This is a genomic window from Acidiphilium sp. PA (assembly GCF_026191915.1).
Classification (GTDB): Bacteria; Pseudomonadota; Alphaproteobacteria; order Acetobacterales; family Acetobacteraceae; genus Acidiphilium.
This window is the reverse complement of sequence record NZ_JAIMBY010000017.1, coordinates 12,686-29,257: the sequence shown is the minus strand read 5'-3', so window position 1 is coordinate 29,257 and position 16,572 is coordinate 12,686. Positions and strand designations below refer to the sequence as shown.

General features: G+C 63.4%; 11 protein-coding genes and 1 pseudogene. 4 read left to right on the top strand and 8 right to left on the bottom strand.

Going from position 1 to position 16,572, the window contains the following annotated elements; translation table 11 throughout:
• The 4 genes and pseudogenes from AruPA_RS16475 to AruPA_RS16460 form a co-directional block, all read left to right on the top strand.
• Positions 1 to 610: IS5 family transposase (locus tag AruPA_RS16475; RefSeq protein WP_265637872.1), on the top strand; the 610-nt coding region annotated here is incomplete at its 5' end.
• Positions 611 to 701: 91 nt separating this feature from the next.
• On the top strand, positions 702 to 2,594 hold the full coding sequence (locus AruPA_RS16470) for a methyl-accepting chemotaxis protein (protein WP_265637871.1): 1,893 nt from the start codon (positions 702 to 704) through the stop codon (positions 2,592 to 2,594).
• 261 nt (positions 2,595 to 2,855) lie between these two features.
• A complete protein-coding gene (locus AruPA_RS16465) occupies positions 2,856 to 4,208 on the top strand; it encodes a carbohydrate porin (RefSeq protein ID WP_265637870.1) in 1,353 nt (450 codons plus the stop codon).
• Positions 4,209 to 4,475: 267 nt separating this feature from the next.
• A pseudogene (locus AruPA_RS16460) lies at positions 4,476 to 5,596 on the top strand (IS3 family transposase); the annotation flags it as partial.
• Positions 5,597 to 5,923: 327 nt separating this feature from the next.
• Here AruPA_RS16460 and AruPA_RS16455 read toward each other — a convergent pair.
• From AruPA_RS16455 to AruPA_RS16420, 8 genes are all read right to left on the bottom strand, one after another.
• Entirely contained in the window at positions 5,924 to 7,477 is a 1,554-nt protein-coding gene (locus AruPA_RS16455; RefSeq protein ID WP_265637869.1) for a hypothetical protein, read from the bottom strand.
• Between the two features lie 7 nt (positions 7,478 to 7,484).
• The gene (locus tag AruPA_RS16450; protein WP_265637868.1) at positions 7,485 to 8,888 is read right to left on the bottom strand and encodes a VpsF family polysaccharide biosynthesis protein; all 1,404 of its coding nucleotides are present in this window, start codon (positions 8,886 to 8,888) and stop codon (positions 7,485 to 7,487) included.
• Positions 8,885 to 9,649, bottom strand: a complete 765-nt coding sequence (locus tag AruPA_RS16445) for a WecB/TagA/CpsF family glycosyltransferase (RefSeq protein ID WP_265637867.1) — start codon at positions 9,647 to 9,649, stop codon at positions 8,885 to 8,887. Before AruPA_RS16445 ends, AruPA_RS16450 begins: the two co-directional genes overlap by 4 nt.
• A 65-nt stretch (positions 9,650 to 9,714) precedes the next feature.
• A complete protein-coding gene (locus tag AruPA_RS16440; protein ID WP_265637866.1) occupies positions 9,715 to 12,039 on the bottom strand; it encodes a glycosyltransferase in 2,325 nt (774 codons plus the stop codon).
• On the bottom strand, positions 12,036 to 12,980 hold the full coding sequence (locus AruPA_RS16435) for a hypothetical protein (protein WP_265637865.1): 945 nt from the start codon (positions 12,978 to 12,980) through the stop codon (positions 12,036 to 12,038). Before AruPA_RS16435 ends, AruPA_RS16440 begins: the two co-directional genes overlap by 4 nt.
• Positions 12,977 to 14,470, bottom strand: coding sequence for a lipopolysaccharide biosynthesis protein (locus tag AruPA_RS16430; protein ID WP_265637864.1), 1,494 nt, complete (start codon positions 14,468 to 14,470; stop codon positions 12,977 to 12,979). Before AruPA_RS16430 ends, AruPA_RS16435 begins: the two co-directional genes overlap by 4 nt.
• Positions 14,467 to 15,132, bottom strand: coding sequence for a hypothetical protein (locus AruPA_RS16425; RefSeq protein ID WP_265637863.1), 666 nt, complete (start codon positions 15,130 to 15,132; stop codon positions 14,467 to 14,469). The genes AruPA_RS16430 and AruPA_RS16425 overlap by 4 nt, the downstream gene beginning before the upstream one ends.
• Positions 15,133 to 15,162: 30 nt before the next feature.
• Positions 15,163 to 16,551 (bottom strand): sugar transferase, encoded by a 1,389-nt coding sequence (locus AruPA_RS16420; RefSeq protein WP_265637862.1) that lies wholly within the window; start codon positions 16,549 to 16,551, stop codon positions 15,163 to 15,165.
• Positions 16,552 to 16,572 lie beyond the last annotated feature (21 nt).

Below are 16,572 nucleotides of genomic sequence, written 5' to 3'. Positions count from 1 at the left end.
GCCGTTCACCACTGTGCAGGGGTATTTTTACCGCTTCTGTCGCGACGGCACATTTGATCGCATCAATCACGTCCTGGTCATGCAGGCGCGGGAGATAGCCGGACGGGAGGCGTCGCCCACAGCCGGCGTGATCGACAGCCAGTCGGTCAAGACCACCGAAGCCGGCGGGCCGTGCGGGTTCGATGCCGGAAAGAAGATCAAGGGCCGCAAGCGCCACATCATCACCGATACAATCGGCCACCTCGTCGGTGCGATCGTTCATCATGCCGGCATTCAGGATCGGGATGGGGCGCCCGACGTGCTCAAATCGGTCAAATCCCTGTATCCCTGGTTGCGGCACGTGTTCGCCGACGGCGGCTATGCCGGTCCCAAACTCAATGGACGCCTCGCCAAAATCGGCAAATGGACCATACAGATCGTCAAGCGCTCCGACACCGCCAGCGGGTTCGAACTCCTGCCGCGACGCTGGGTCGTGGAGAGAACCTTCGCCTGGTTCGGCAGATGCCGACGTCTTGCAAAGGATTTCGAGGCCACCGTTACCAGCGCCACCGCATGGCTCTTCCTCGCCCATATCCGCCTGCTCACACGGAAAATCACACGCAACCGATAGCCGCACTGCCATTCAGATTCGGGCTCTGAGTAAGCGGTTTGTTAATAAAACAATGTCAAACATCGTTTGTTCAATCACGAAGGATACTGGCATGACATCACTTGCCGCTCTGTCGATCCGGCTCAAATTGCTTGTTGCGTTTTTAGCAATCTTGGCCCTGGCGGCAGGGCTGGGCGGCATCAGCATCATGCGGATCAATCTGCTCAGAACCGCCGCCGACAATATCGAACAGAACCTCGTCACCGCGCAGCCGCTGAATGCGATGCAGACGGAATTTCTCCGTAGCTATAATCTTGCTATGCGCGATCATTGGGATTCTGTTGTCGCAAGTCCGTCCAATGAGGCTGACCAAGCGCGCGTTCTCGCAGCGGAGAGCACAACGCGTAAAGCGTTCAAAGCGCAATGGGCCACTTATGCCGCCGGTATGGATCCCGGGATCGAAACCGGGTATGGAAAGACGCTCAAAGCGACGTTCCATCAATTGGTCAAGACAACGAGTGCAGCCGCCGCGCTTGATGGGGTCGGTCATCATCGCCAAGCGACTGCTCTCCTCGCTCAGAAACTACCGCCCCTGGTGCACCTCTTCGACGCCACGATGGGCGAGGATTTCATCTATCAAGCGCGTCAAGCGAGTGGGCTTTATCAAACGGCCGCCGCTGCGGCAGCTTCCAGCATCTGGTGGATCGCGATCGTTCTAGGTGTCATGGCTCTAGGCACGATTGTCGTCAACTGGCTGATCATGACCAAGGTTTCGAACCCGATCGCTGCCCTCGCCGAGGCCATGCGCCGCCTTGCGGCGGACGAGCCGATTGCCGCAATTCCGGGGATCGATCGAGGTGACGATGTCGGCGGCATGGCGCGCGCCGTTCAGGTCTTCAAGGAGGCCGGTGTCGAGAAACGTCGCCTCGAAGCAGAAGCGCAGATCAGCGCCCAACGCGCTGAAGCCGAGCGAAGCACGACTGAAGCGGCGCGCGCCCTGGCGGCAAAGCAACTTCAAACCGTGGTCGATGCTGTGGGTGATGGGTTGGAGAAACTCAGCCAGGGCGATCTGATGGTTCGGCTCGATACGCAGTTTTCCGCCGGATACGAAAAACTCCGCAGTCACTTTAACCAGGCGATCACAAAGCTTCAGGAAACCATGGTCTCGATTGCGGTGAACACGAAGGGTGTCAGCGCCGGTTCCGCCGAGATTACCCAGGCGTCGGACGATCTGTCACGTCGCACCGAGCAACAAGCCGCGACGCTTGAGCAGACCGCCGCCGCCCTCGACCAGATCACCGCCACCGTGCGCAAGACCGCCGAGGGGGCGAACCATGCGCGCGATATCGTCAGCGCCACCAAAAACGATGCCTTATCCTCGACCAGCGTGGTGCAGGATACGATTGCCGCAATGAGCGGAATCGAGGCCTCGTCCAAACAGATCGGCAGCATCATCGGCGTGATCGACGAGATTGCGTTTCAGACCAATCTGCTTGCCCTGAACGCGGGCGTTGAAGCCGCCCGCGCCGGCGATGCGGGGCGGGGTTTTGCCGTCGTCGCCACCGAGGTGCGCGCTCTCGCCCAGCGCTCGACGGATGCCGCAAAGGAAATCAAGGTGTTGATTTCGGGCTCCGGCCAGCAGGTCGATGTCGGGGTGAAGCTGGTCGCGGAAACCGGGAACGCCCTGAACCGGATCGGTGAGCAGATCGACCGGTTAAACAGCCTGATCGCGGATATCGCGTTATCCGCGCAGGAACAGGCGACCGGCCTCAATCAGGTCAATACCGCCGTCAATCAGATGGACCAGGTGACGCAGCAGAACGCGGCAATGGTGGAGCAATCCACGGCGGCCAGCCATCATCTCGCTGGAGAGGCCACCGAATTGGAACGCTTGATCGACCAGTTCAGGATCGGGTCGCACACCGGCCGCGACAATGTCGCCAACTCAGCCCGCTTGCCCGCTCCCATGTCGCGCACGGTCACGCGACGCGCAGCCCACGCATGAGATATCACTCAGGCGCGTTCTTGTGTCTGAACCGCCCGCAGCCAACTGGTCGCAACTAGTTTCGCGGAGCCGATCTCCTCACATATTTGCGACATGAGCCAACAGGCAGTCCTGTCGCAGATAGATAAGACGGCGCATTATGACGTCCTAAAAGCGTGTAAGAGTGGAGCAAAAGGGCGGATAACCATGGTGCGACTTGCTCACCGGGCCCAGAGCGAATTTCAACATAGGCAATCAACAATGATTCCCAAGACACGTGCCATGCTGGCGGCACTTGGCCCCATTTGCCTGATGATCAATTATTCGAGTTGTGCCGATCAGCCAAACCAAACGACACCGGCTCCCACCTCATTCTGGACCCGTAATGCGCTCTTCGGATCGTGGGATGGCCTAAAACCCGACTTGAGCAATAATGGAATCACGACCGGCGTCAACGAGCAGGCGGTAACCTCGAACGTACTCGGAGGTGGCGCGCGGCAAGGCGACGAATTCGCTGCCCTGCTGACACCTTCTGCGCGGGTGGATATTGGCCAATATACCGGCATCCGCGGCCTTGCCGCGTATGTCTCCGCCTGGGTGGTGCAGGGCCACGGCCCGACCGCCTTTAACGTTCATAGCCTGAGCGGCCTCGCCTACGTCGAGGCGCCGGATGGTGCCCGTCTGGCCGATGCTTATCTAACGTGGCACGCGCCGCACGACGCCATTCATTTGAAGGTCGGAAAATTCGGCATCGACGAGAATTTCGACCAGAATCCCGCCGCGGCAACTTTGCTCAACTCTAACTTCACCTATCGCGACATCATGGCGAACAACCTGCCGGGCGGTGGCCCCGCCTATTCCTACGAAGGTCCGGGCGCCATGCTTGGGGTTCAGGCAACCAAGCTGCTCCGACTGCGAATCAGCCTGTTCAGTGGCGATCCGCTCGGTCGCCCGCTGGAAGGACCACCGCCCCCTGCGCGCGACGCCGGCGGTCTCGCATTTCCGCTCGATACGGGCGCTCTGTTCATTGCCGAAGCCGATGACGCCTATCAGATGCCAGGCTTAGGCAATGGGACGCTACGGGTCGGAGGGCTCTACGACACGCTCAGCCGCCTGGACCTGTTATTCAGCGTTACCGGCCAAAGCCTCGCCGCCCCATCTCCCGGCCCGGCCCGGCCGGATCGCGGTGAATACGTGATTTACGCCGGCGACACCCAGACACTCTGGCATGGGCTAGAGAAACGCCGGCTGCGTGGCTTCGCGCGCTTCGCCTATGCGCCACCCGCGGAGAACGCAATCACGCTCGATATCCAGACAGGTCTGGTGCTCGACGATCCACTTATTGGCCGCCCGGATGACACGGCAGCCCTCGCTATCAGTTATGATCGGATCAGCTCACGGAAAATCGATTTCGTCCGTAGCGAAAATGGGATTACCGGCAGCGCGGTTACGATCCCAGCAGGCGAAACCGATGTCGAGCTTGACTACAACGCTGACCTCGCCCCCTGGCTTATAGCCACTCCAGACCTGCAATACATCGTCCAACCTGGCGGCGGCATCACGGACCCGAGCACCCCGAACCAGCGTGTACCGAATGCCTTCGTGGCGCAACTTCAGTTGACGATCACGTTCTGAATGTCACCAGACGCTCTGTTGGTTTAATCGAAACTCATGGTTCGATGATCCTGTCAAGTTCTGAGCTGGTCCCGGAAAATTGGACAGGGTGATAAGCTATTTTCTCTGACGAGAAGGATGGGCTTTTATGGGCAAGGTAACCCGCAAACGATACACGGCTGAGTTCAAGGCGAAGGTGGCTTTAGAGGCGATTGAAGTGGACCCGGGAAATGAGACCGGGCTCTAAGTTGGAACTTGGCCGTTTTGTCATGATAGACGGAGCGGAACATGAGCAAGACGAGACGGAAGATTGAGGCGGCGCTGAAGGCGCAGATTGCCTTGGAGGCGCTGCGCGAGCAGGCAACGGTTGCTGACTTGGCGGCGCGGTATCAGGTTCATCCGAACCAGATTTATGCTTGGAAGAAGCAGCTGCAGGAGCAGGCAGCGCGGGCGTTTGATCCGAAGATCGGGCAGGATGCGGAGGCCGCCGGGCAGCGGGAGATCGAGAAGCTGCATGCGAAAATCGGCCAACTGACGATCGAGAACGATTTTTTAGCAAAGAGGTCCGGAAGATGAGCGTGCCGGACCGACGAGCGAAGCTCGATCGTGATCATGCTGCGCTGTCGATCCGCCGGCAGTGCGTGCTGCTGGGGCTGGCGCGATCCGGGGTGTACCGACGGCGTCGTGCGGCGAACGACAATGATCTGGACGTGATGCGGCGGATCGACGAGCTGTTTTTGCGCTGGCCGTTTCTGGGCTCGCGCCGGCTGATGGCGGTGCTCGCGGCCGAGGGGCTGCGGGTCAACCGCAAGCGAGTGCAACGGCTGATGCGGCTGATGGGGATTGCGGCACTCGGGCCGAAGCCGCGGACCAGCAAGCCGTCGGCGGGGCACCGGATCTACCCGTATCTGTTGCGGGACCTGGTGATCGACCGGCCGAACCGGGTCTGGTGCGCCGATATCACCTACCTGCCGATGGGCCGGGGCTTTCTCTACCTGGTGGCGATCATGGACTGGCATAGCCGAGCGGTGCTGGTCTGGCGGGTCTCGAACACGATGGATACCAGCTTCTGCATCTCGGCGCTCGAAGAGGCCCTGGCCCGGTTCGGCAAGCCGGAAATCTTCAACACCGACCAGGGTTCGCAATTCACCTCGACGGCGTTCACCGACGTCCTGACCGCGGCGGGGATCCGGATCTCGATGGACGGCAAGGGGCGCTGGATGGACAACGTGTTCATCGAGCGGCTCTGGCGATCGCTGAAATACGAAGACCTGTATATCAAGGGCTACGCTGACGGTGCGGAACTGCGCGCCGGCCTGGGCCAATGGTTTGACTTCTACAACCACCAACGACCTCACATGGCGTTGGACAACCGCGCGCCAATGGCGGCGTGGCGCGAAGCAATGGTCGGCGTTCTGCCGCCGACGGCCGTGGATATGACGCTTCTCCTGCGGAGAAGCTTGGACAACGCTGCCGCGTTGCCCACATCTCCACAGCCGCAACAACAGCAGGTAGCTTGATAGCCCTTTAGGAGATCAGAACGGATCAGCTTCCATCTTATACCCCGCCCCAAGTGGTCCATACCAAAGGGTCCACTTCACAACTTCATGCAGATGCCAAAACAAATCGCTTCGATCACACAACAAGACTGGATCAAAGTGGTCACTGGATAGGCAGGTTGGTATAAACCGGCGGTCCCATTGTCGGGACCCAGTTCAGCCCATCACTGCCAGGCGTTACTGACTGATGGTGACTTGACGCATCTGCGCGAACCCGAGTTCGGGGATGATGCCTAGCAGCGGGATGCCGGTATCGGCTTCGAGGACACGGCCCAACAGGGCGCCTTTACGAAAGAAATTGCCGAGGAGCACGATCATCACAATCCCGAACAGCGTGAGTACACCACCCGCCAGCATGATCAATTTGCGCAGGGGGGACGGGTTGAGCGGCAACGATGGCGGTGAGAGGACGCGCACGTTCGCGCGTTTTTCAGCGTCGACCTGTTCGACCAGCTGGCGCTCGCTGAGGGTGCGGGTGGCATCGGCGTAGTTGGCCGCGGCGAGGCTGCGCTGGCGTTCAAGGGTGCCGAGTTGCGCTTTCAGCGCATCGAGTTTCGCGAGCTGCGCCGCGAGATGGACGAGGCTGCTACGGTCCTGCGCGGCGCGGGTGCGGGCGGCGGCGAGGGCCGCGCTGTCCTGCATCAGCTCGAGGTTGATTTGAGCGTAAACTGGGTTCTGGCCGCTTTGGAGGCTGGAGGGTGCGTCATTGGCGGTGGCATGGGCAAGCAAAGCGGATTCGGTCGCGATCTGGGCGCGCAGGTTTTCCGCCTCGGGACTATCGGCGCGGTAGTTGCTCAACAGCGAGGCGAGCCTGCTGCGCAGGGCATCGAGGCTGGTGCGCAGGGCCATGGTGCGTTCATCGATGTTGGTGCTCTGCTGTAGCGCGATCGCGCGCGGCACTGTGCCGTGGGCCTGGTGCAGGGCAGCAAGGCTGGTGGTCAGCTGGGCGACGTTGGAATTGGTTGCCATCAGGTCCTGTTCCATCTGGCCTTGCTGGTTCAGCAGGATCGATTCACGGGTCTGGAACTGGGTGACGTTGTGCGCCGTCTGAAACGCGGTGAGCCGCGCCTCGGCCGCGTTCAGGGCGACGCGCTGGGCGGCGACGGCGCGGGCGACGGCGCGGGACTGGCGATCGGTGAAGATGCGGCGGCGGCGTGCGAGATAGAGTTTTTGCAGGGTCGCGACGACCTGCCGTGCGACGGCTGGTTTCGGATTGCCGAAGCTGATCGTAATGACGTCGTTATCGGCGCCGGCCACGGCATCGAGATGGCTTTCGAAGAGCGGGATTGCGCGTTCGACGATGTCACCGGGGCGCGTGGCTTTGTGGGAGACGAACATATCATGCACGTCGTGGAGCAGACGCAGGAGCAGGTTGGGCCTTCGGACCATCGCCGGGTAGAGGGTTTTGACGCCGATTTGGGCAATAACGGCGTGGGCCAGCGCGGGGGAACGAATGATGGCGATTTCGGAATCCATCATGTTTTCGAGCGACAGCGCTTCGTTGGCGAGGGAATGCGAGCCGGCGGTGGGGCGGAACGTATATTCATTGCTCGGCAACACGACCATCTCCGACGAGGCGACGTAATTCGGTTTGACGTACAGTGCGATCGCGAGCGAGATCACCAGCATCAGGAGGACGAACTGCAGCAGGCGTTGCTGGAGCTTGAAACCGGTTTCGACCAGTTCGTGCAGATTATCGGCGGAGGTAAAGCGGCTGGTCATGGTCGACATGGCGGGACTACTTTCGGATCGATAAAGCGAGGGGAACGAAGGCGCGGCTCATTGGGGCTCGGGATGTACCGCGGCCAGCAACGGGTGGTGACTCGATGCGGGCGGCGCGGGGTTCGGCAAATCCGGAACAGGCGACCAGCGCGCCGGCAAGGACGAACAGGATGTTGCTTTTGGCACCCAGCGAATTGCTGGTGGACGCCACCACGATGATCAGCACCAGCATGACCCGGCCGAACAGCGGTACGCGGCGCCAGAGATCGTAGAGCAGCGATAGAAAACCGAGTAGATAGACCGAGAAGCCGATCAAGCCGAGATTGACGAAGGCGACCAGCCAGTAGTTTTCGATGCCGGTGAACGGCGGATGAAGCCCGACCTCGGAGACGAGTTGCGGCAGGCGGTTGACCTCGATACCGAGCAATAACTCGCGGAAATTCATCAACCCCGGTACCAGAAACTGGATTTCGCGGACTTTGGCGCTGGTATCGACATAGTCCTGTTTGACGATGCGATCGGCGATCGATGTCTGAGTGATCACGAGCCAGGCGAGTGCGAACCCCAGCATCAGCGCGCCCAGGATGCCGAAGAGCTTGACCATGGTCAGGCGGCGGTTGAACAGGTCGGCTGCGAGCGACCAGCCGCCGATGGCAAGCAAGGCAGCAACGGTCGCCACCAGTGCCGCACGGCCGCCGAAGGCGAACAACCCGACCAGGGACCAGCCGAGCAGTGCCATGGTAACGATCGGGCGCAGGCGCATCTGGAGCAGGAGGAAAATGCCCATCGATGTCATCATCGCGCCGGTCAGCGGGTGATCGTACAGGGCAACGCCGCGAAACACCGGGAACGGCGCCTTGTATTGATAGGAGCCGATATAGAGCCCGATCAGCAGGCGGCGGGTGAGGCTTTCGATCACCGCGATGGTTACGTTGATCATGAACAGCGACAGCATGATCGCGCCGAGGAAGCGACGCTCGGCCACTGAGATGTCGCACAGCACGAGCATCAGGATTCCGGCGGAGAGGTAACTGTCGATCAGCGAAGCCGAACCGGTGACGCCGATGGTGATCAAGGAATAGGCGATGCAGGCGATGAAGGCGATCACGAAGGTGGCGATCAGGCGATTGGCGGCGAGCAGGCGCAGGAGTGCGCCGAACGGGTCGCCACCATCGAGCAGGCGCACGGCGAGCGCGAGCACCGCGACATAGGTGGCCGGGTTGATCTTGACGACCGGGTTGCCGCCGGGAATGTCGTAATGAATGCCCATGATCATCAGCAGATTGGCTGAGATGGTCAGCTGCATGACCAGCGAGAGCATCGCGAGCGCGACACTGAGGCGCGGTGCGGTGGGCACGACATAGGGTCGCGGTGTGGGCCGCTGCATCGGCCGCAGGGCGCGCGGGGCGGCGATGCTCATGGCGAGCGCCCCCGCAGGTCAGCGACAATGGCGGAGGCGAAGCGGAATGCGCCGAGTCCGTAGCGCCCGGCGAGGCGACGCGGTTCCTGGATGAGCCGCCAGAGCCATTCGGCGTGCAGCGTCTGCACCGCCGGCGGCGCGCGGCGCACCAGACCGAGCGCCATTTTGACGCCCTGGCCGACGCAGAGCGCCCAACAATCGGGCAAGGCAGCATGGTAACGATCAATGAAGATCTCGCTCTGCGGTGCGCCGACCCCCATGACCAGAAGGGTTGGCCGGTGCTGTGCGATGGCAAGGGCGAGCTGGTCGCAGGCGGATGGCTGGGCGATGAAGCCGAGCGGCGGGATGCTGGTTGCCACCTGATGGGCGATGCCGTGCTGCTGCGCCCAGGTTTCGACGGCGTGGGCGGTCTCCGGGCGGTCGACCACGAACAGCATGCGGACGGCGGGATCGGGGTGGTGCATCAGCCGGGCGATCAGGCCCGATCCGGTGACCCGATGGGCGGCATGGCCGCGTAGCCTGGCGTAGTAATGGACCGGAAACCCATCGCAAAGAATGATTGCGGCGCGGCGATAAGCGGCCCGGAACGCGGGGTTGCGACGGTATTGAACGATGTGGTCGAGATTGGGCGTGACGACCAGGGATGGCCCCGCGCCGAAGGGTGGTGACGCGGCAATGCGCGCGGCGACGGCCGTTTCGTCGAGCGTGCTGGGCACGAAGCCAAAAATCGGGCGCACAGAGCTCTGCACCAGCATGGGCATAGCGGAATGAAAGTTTTTTTGCTGCTTTTTTTTCAAAAAAAGCAGACCTTGCTTCTGATCACGGGTCACTGCCGTACCCGATCGAACAGGGCGATATACCCTTGAGCGGATGCGGCGGCGGTGTAATGGTCAGCGCGGCTGCGCAACGTGTCGGGTGACCAGCGTTGACGAAGAGCGGGGTCCAGCGCACCCGCCAGTCCATTGACATCGCCGGGTTGCACCAAAACCCCGAAGCGGCCGTGGTCGAGAATTTCGGCGGGACCGTGCGGGCAATCGGTGCTGATCACCGGCGTGCCGCAGACCATGGCTTCGACCAGCACGTTGCCGAACCCTTCGTAGCGCGACGACAGGACGAACGCGGCGGCGGCGGCGAACCAGGGCAGCGGGTTGGCGACGTACCCCGGCATCAGCAGAGCGTCGCGGATGCCGAGTTCATCCGCCAGGGCTTCGAGCATGGGGCGGAGCGGACCTTCACCGAGAATGACCAGCCGCATCGGGCGGCGGGTGCGGGCGCGGGCAAAGGCGCGGAGCAGGGTCGCGTGATCCTTCTGGCCGACCAGTCGCCCGGCGGTGATGAACAAGGGCAGGGTGGCCGCTTCGGCGACCCAGGGGTGGTCGAGCGGCGCGGTCGCACGGGCGTGGATCGTGGCATCGACCACCGGATTGTTGATCACGGTGATCCGGTTGCGATCGAGCCCGGCGCAGGCGGCCAGATCGTCCGCGACACCGGCGGATACCGCCACGATCCCGGCGGCGTGGGGTGCCAGCAGCCGATAGGCGATCGGCAGCAGGCGGTATTTCAGGCCAGGCATTGCCCGCGCTTCGGCGCTCAGGGCGTTGTGCTGGGCGATGATGAGGCGCGTGGTGGACTTGCCAGGGCCGATGCGGGCGATCAGGCTCGCGAGGGTCGCGATCAGGTTGTTGTGATCGAGATTGGCGAGCAGGACGTCCGGCCGGTGGGTTCGCAGATAGCGCACCAGCGGTGCCAGATCGGCGCCGGTGCGGGGGGTTGCGAAATTGATCACGGTGAGGTCGGGCGGGAGGTTCGCGCGCAATTCACCGGTATCGGAATGAACGAGCAGGGTGACCGCGATGCCGGCTGCGCGGAAGGCGCCGATCAGGCTGAGTGTCGCGTGTTCGACACCGCCACTGCTGAAATCGTGCATATAGATGGCGAGTGTCAGCGGCGCGGCGCGGCGGTGCGCGGGCGGGCGGTGCGAGTCGATCAGGGCGCGATAGGCGTTGAGGCTGGCATCGATTGTGAAATCGGCGGCGCGACGGCGCAGGTCGGCCCGGTTCTGGCAATCATCGAGCGTCCGGTCGATCGCGACCGCGATCGCTGCCGCGTCGCCGACCGGAACAAGCGTGCCGAACGCGCCGTCGGCCAGTATTTCGCGCGGGCCGACCGGGCAATCGGTCGCGACGATTTTGGTGCCGCTGGCGAGCGCCTCGACGATGACATTGCCGAAGCCTTCGAAGCGCGAGGTCGTGACGAAGACATCGGCCTTCGCCAACAGGGCGGGCAGGTTGGTTGAAAAACCGGGCATTTCGACATCGCCGGCGATGCCGAGCTCGCCTGCCAGAGCGGTCAATCCGGCGCGTTCGGGACCCTCGCCCGCGATGATCAGACGCGCTTGCCGGTGGGCGCGGAGCCGCGCGAACGCCCGGAGCAATGTGGAGAGATCTTTTTCGGGCGCCAGACGACCAGCGGCGACGATCAGCGCCGGACGGTCCGCGGCGGTACGCCGCAGGTCGTCGACAGGGATGGCGCCGGCTGCGACGACGGGGTTGAAGATGGTGTGGATCGCGGTGCCGGCGGGCAGCAACGCGCGAAATTCGGCGGCGATGCCGCTCGAGGCGCAGACAAGCGCCGCGGCCATCGGATAGCAGGCCCGTTGCAGCAACGGCAGGATGCGGTAGCGAAGACTGGCATGTGCGGCGATCAGCTGGGCCATCGGCGCGTGTTCGGTAACCACGACGACCAGATGCCGGCCATGCTTGATCCGCACGATCAGCCCTGCGGCGATGGCGGCGAGATTGTTGTGCGGCAGGGCGGCGATGAGGGCATCGGCCTGCCATGTCACCGCATACCGGGCCAGGGCGGAGGGGCTGGTCCAGGTATGGCGGACATCGAGCGTCATCAGTTCGACGCAAGGTGGCACCGCAATGGCCGCGGCACCGGTGACCGGCGCCTGGACGACGATTGCGACACGATGACCGGCCGTCGCAAACGCGCCGGCGAGCCGCACCATGGCAACTTCGGCGCCGCCGATGGTCAGTGCGGGCAGGAAAATCATGACCGATGCCGGCTGTGGGGTTGGCTGGGCGACCGGCGGTCCCGCTTCGGGCGCGGTGCGCAGCGGTGTGGCATCGTCGAAGGGCGCGTTCACCACGTCACCCGCAGGGTGCGGGGACGGGTGAACAGGCGGCGCTTGATTTTGCCGGCCACCACGAGCGGATCGAACACCAGGCGCTTGCCGTCCACCAGACAACGATCGCCATCGGCTGAGATCGTGTGGAGGCCGTGGGGAAACCGGCTGGCGCGGTCTGGTGCGAGGCGACAGACGATGCGTTCGGCGAAGGCATCCGGCGTCAATGTGGTGATCTCGGTGATCACCAGCGCACCACCGTAGGTTTCGGTGCAATCCTGCGCCGGGCGGTAGAGGCGGCCATGATGGCGGAACGGCGTACCACCGCTGCGCGCGGTGCGGCGGGCGGTGACAACCGGGTTCATGCGATGGGGATGCCAGGGACCGGCGGCTTGATCTGCGTAATAGAGGGATAAATTGTCGTCGGTGCCGTAAGCCAGATCGGTTGCGGCGATCCAGAGGCGCGCATGGGCAGTGAACATCGTGGCATCGACCAAGCGCCGCTCCGGGGCGATGGTCGCGACCCGTTCGAGGCTGCACCCGCGATCGAAGCGATAGAGCACGGTGGGCCCACACGCCGCGGACTCGGGCAGCAGATACGTCGCGCCGTCGTGCTGAAACACGAACGGATAGGACCGATGGCTGCCGTCGTCGAGCAGGGTACGGACGGGGGTGAACTGGCCATCGGTTTCGCGCAGGGCGACGATATGGCCGACACCGGTGGTGAGGGGCACTTCCTCGCACAGCACGAGGCCGGTGCCGGGCCAGACGAAGGGGTCGGCGCGGTAGGCGGTGCCGCGCGCCGGTTCGAGCCAGCGGATCGGTCCGAGGGCGCCGCGTTCCAGAACCTCGCCGATCGACCGGTCGCAGATGCCGATCGACCACCATTCGCAGAGCAAGCGGTCCCGCCAACGTTCGCGAAAGCCGCGCAGCGGCTCGGCGCGGGTCAGGGCAGTGCTCACACCGGTTCCTGGAGCGCGAACATCCGGCGGCACCGGCCGATCACGATGCCGCGCAGGCCGGCCAGATCGACAGCGATGAGCATGACGGCGTATGACACAGTGCTTTCGGCCACGAGGGCCGCGAGATGCAGCCATGGATTGGTCAAATTGATGAGTCGGGCGACGACGATCATCGGCAGCAAGGCGGAGGCGACGCGTGCGATATCGGCCGGCGGCAACCAGAGCGGAAACACCCGGCGGGCCAGCAGCGCGCTGATGATGCATTGCAGGCTGAGGCAGCCGAGCGCCGCCCAGGCGGCACCGAGCACGCCGAAGCGGGGGATCACCACGACATCGATGCCGAGATTGAGCGCCGCGAACGGACCGTATGCCAGCAGCATCAGATCAGATCGGCGGGCGAGGTGGTATGCGTGGTCGATGAAATGGGCGGACATCATGCGTATCAATGCGGTTGCCGCGACGATCGGCAGGAGTGCGACGAGGCCGGTGCGAAACGCCGGCCCAACGGTTATGCGGGCGAGTTGCGGGGCGATCAGCATGAGACCGATGCAGGCCGGCGCCGCGACGGCGAGCAGCAGGATGCCGTTGAAACCAAGTTGCTGCCGCGCGGCCTCCACGCCTTCGTCTTCCAGGGTGCGCACCACCCGCGGAAACGTGGCGGTGGTGATGGCGATGCCGGCGAGGGCGGTCGGGCGATCGACCAGGACAGTGGCCACCGTATAGATACCGAGGGCCTGGGCGCCAGCGAGGCCCGCGACCATGAAGCGGTCGCCATATTGCAAAGCCGCGCCGACCGCATAGGTCACGGCAAGCGGAGCCGAAAACGCCCACGCATTGCGCTGCAGGGTGCGATCGAAACGCCCTTCGCGAAAAGCACGCCACGAGCTGCGCGCGCCGATCGCAAGCATGGCCGCGGCACCCACGATCAGGCCAAGCATGACGTTTTCGGCGGTCGGGCCACGCAGTACGACCAGCAGCACACCGGCCGCGAAGCCGATGATTGCCTGGCCGCATTCGATGAGCGAATATTGGCTGGACGCATCGCTGGCGCGACGCACCGCCTGGCCGGTGGAGAGCGTTGCGCGCAACAACAGCAACGGCACCGCTAACCACAGGACCGGCAGCAGTTTTGGAGGCAGCGGCAGAACAATGAGCGCAAGCGCCGCGAGGGCAGCCGCGATCAGGCCGACCAGCATGACGCCGATATAACTGGTTCGGATCAGATCGGCCGTGCTGCGTTCCCGCACCGCGACCGGGTAGAACCGCACGATCGACAGGCTGAGCGTGTAGAACAGGGAAACCTGCACGACCATCAGCGCCGTGAACGCAAGGCTGTAGCGCCCGTATTCGGCTGGCGAGAGCAGCCTCGTGTAGGCGAGAACGACACCGAGTGAGACCAGCGCGGGAATGATCGTGGCCGGCAGATAGCCCGCAATCAATCCTTGTAGATTGCGGCGCGGCGGGTTGGCTTCATGTCGTCCGACCGTCAACCGCGTCCCCCCAGCCAGCGCGGCCGATAGCTGCGCTCGCGATTGAACACCACCCCCAACACCTGGCCGCCGACCAGCGTGATCGCGTCGCGCGCGGCCATAACATCGCGGGCCGCGGATCGCGCAGCCGCAGCGATGAGGGCTGTGCCATCGCAATGGCGTGCGATGGTGATGGCTTCAGGTGAGTCGCCAAGGGCTGGGCAATCGATGACGATGGCGTGGTATTCCCGACGCAGATCGGCGAGGCGCTCTTCGAGACTTATTGCTGCGGGGTCGGGGAAATGATGGGGTGTTCGCCTGATCGTTGCGGCGAACAGAAATGCAGTTTCGGTCGGGATTGGTTCGATCGGGCCGGTTGCGGCATGGGCCGCGCCGGCATCGATCAGCAACACCGGGCGACGGTAGGACTGGGCGGCAGCGCGCGCAAAGCCTGCCGCGATGGTGCTGGTGCCCGCACCAGGATGCGGCGCGACGAATTGGAGGACAAAGCTGCGATCGGGGATACGCAGCGTCTCGATCGTCTGGAACAGCGCTATGAAACCGTAGGGAAGCGGTTCGGTATGGACGGCGGTTGCGGTGGTGAGCGGCCGCGCGATGGTGGGCTCGGGTGCAGGATCGAAAAATTGCGGTTTCGCATGTTCCGGGGCGGTATAGCTGTTCATGGGGACAACACTCTTACAGGGGCGGCAGGTTCAGAAGGCCTGATCGTCGCGGATGATGCAGCCGATGGTGCGAAGCAGGATGGCGATATCGAAGCGGAATGACCAGTTTTCGATATAGTAGAGATCGTCGTCAACTCGGTTTTGCAGGGCGTCGACGCTTTCGATGATGCCGCGCCGGCCGTTGATCTGGGCCCAACCGGTAATGCCGGGCCGGACGGCGAAGCGGGCGGGATAGTCGGGCACCAGGGCCTCGAGCTTCATGCCGGCGACGGTCATGGCGGCGGCGTGCGGGCGCGGACCGATGATCGACATATCCCCGCGCAGGACATTGAAAATCTGCGGCAGTTCGTCGAGGCTGTGGCGCCGCAGGATCGCGCCAAGGCGCGTTACGCGCCGATCGTTACGCTCTGTCTGCAGGAGCGCGCTCGGCTGATCACCGGCGGTTGATGTTGATTCCGTCATGGTGCGGAATTTCAAGATTTCGAACAGGGTGCCGCCGCGGCCGACGCGGAGCTGGCGGAACAGGACGGGCCCTTGCGAATCGAGCCGGATCAAGACGGCCAGGATGACCATGACAGGTGCGATGATCAGCAGGACCGTCGCACCGACGATCAAGTCGAACAAGCGCTTCTGGACCATGCCGAACGGGGGGAGTCGTGTCGTGTCGCGTTGCAGGACCGGCACACCGCCAAGAGTGGTGAAGCCGGCCACAGGATCGCGCCGCAATGAAAGCCCAGGCAGCGCGACTGTGGCGACGCCACAGCTTTGTGCCGCGGCCGCGATGAACGCGATATCGGTCTGGGGAACCTGCGGGAGGGAGACCAGAACTGCATCGATGTTTTCCCGTTCGATCAACGCGGTCAGCCGCGCGCGATTACCGTGCGCGGTTGATTGACCATCCTGCTCGCACAGCTCGATCGCCGGATCGCGATAATCGAGGCTTTTGATCAGGGCGATCGAGGTTTCGGCGTGCAGCTGAGCTAACAGGCGGCGGCTGGTGTCGAGGGCGCCGATGAACAGAACGCGCGGGGTAGCACGAAGCGCGAAGCGCGGGCGTAGTGCGGCCCAGGCCAGGCGACCGCCGAGCAGGGCGAAGAGCCCTGTACCGAACAGGATGGTGAGTTCGGACGGCACCATGCCAATGTTGTGCAGGCGCTGCGGCTCGAGGCTGCGTGCCAGCATCGCCACCACCATGGTTGCCCCGAATGCGCTGGTCCAGGCGCCGGTGAGACGCAGGGGTTGAAATGGTGCGAACAGCAGATGGTGGATTGCATAGAACTGACGTTGGGTGAGGATCAGCACACTGAACAAGGGCAGGCCAATCATGGCGACCCAACTTGCCCAGCCGAGGCTAATGGCGGGTCGGAGTGCCAGGAAAGCGACAAACACCGCGCAGGCCAGGAGGCCTGTTTCGGTCATGGCGGCCAAAATTGAAAAGCC

Coding starts and splice junctions, on each gene's coding strand:
- AruPA_RS16425 (WP_265637863.1), bottom strand. CDS start 15,132: ATGAACAGCTATACCGCCCCGGAACATGCGAAACCGCAATTTTTCGAT.
- AruPA_RS16470 (WP_265637871.1), top strand. CDS start 702: ATGACATCACTTGCCGCTCTGTCGATCCGGCTCAAATTGCTTGTTGCG.
- AruPA_RS16450 (WP_265637868.1), bottom strand. CDS start 8,888: ATGAGCATCGCCGCCCCGCGCGCCCTGCGGCCGATGCAGCGGCCCACA.
- AruPA_RS16455 (WP_265637869.1), bottom strand. CDS start 7,477: ATGTCGACCATGACCAGCCGCTTTACCTCCGCCGATAATCTGCACGAA.
- AruPA_RS16420 (WP_265637862.1), bottom strand. CDS start 16,551: ATGACCGAAACAGGCCTCCTGGCCTGCGCGGTGTTTGTCGCTTTCCTG.
- AruPA_RS16465 (WP_265637870.1), top strand. CDS start 2,856: ATGCTGGCGGCACTTGGCCCCATTTGCCTGATGATCAATTATTCGAGT.
- AruPA_RS16445 (WP_265637867.1), bottom strand. CDS start 9,649: ATGCCCATGCTGGTGCAGAGCTCTGTGCGCCCGATTTTTGGCTTCGTG.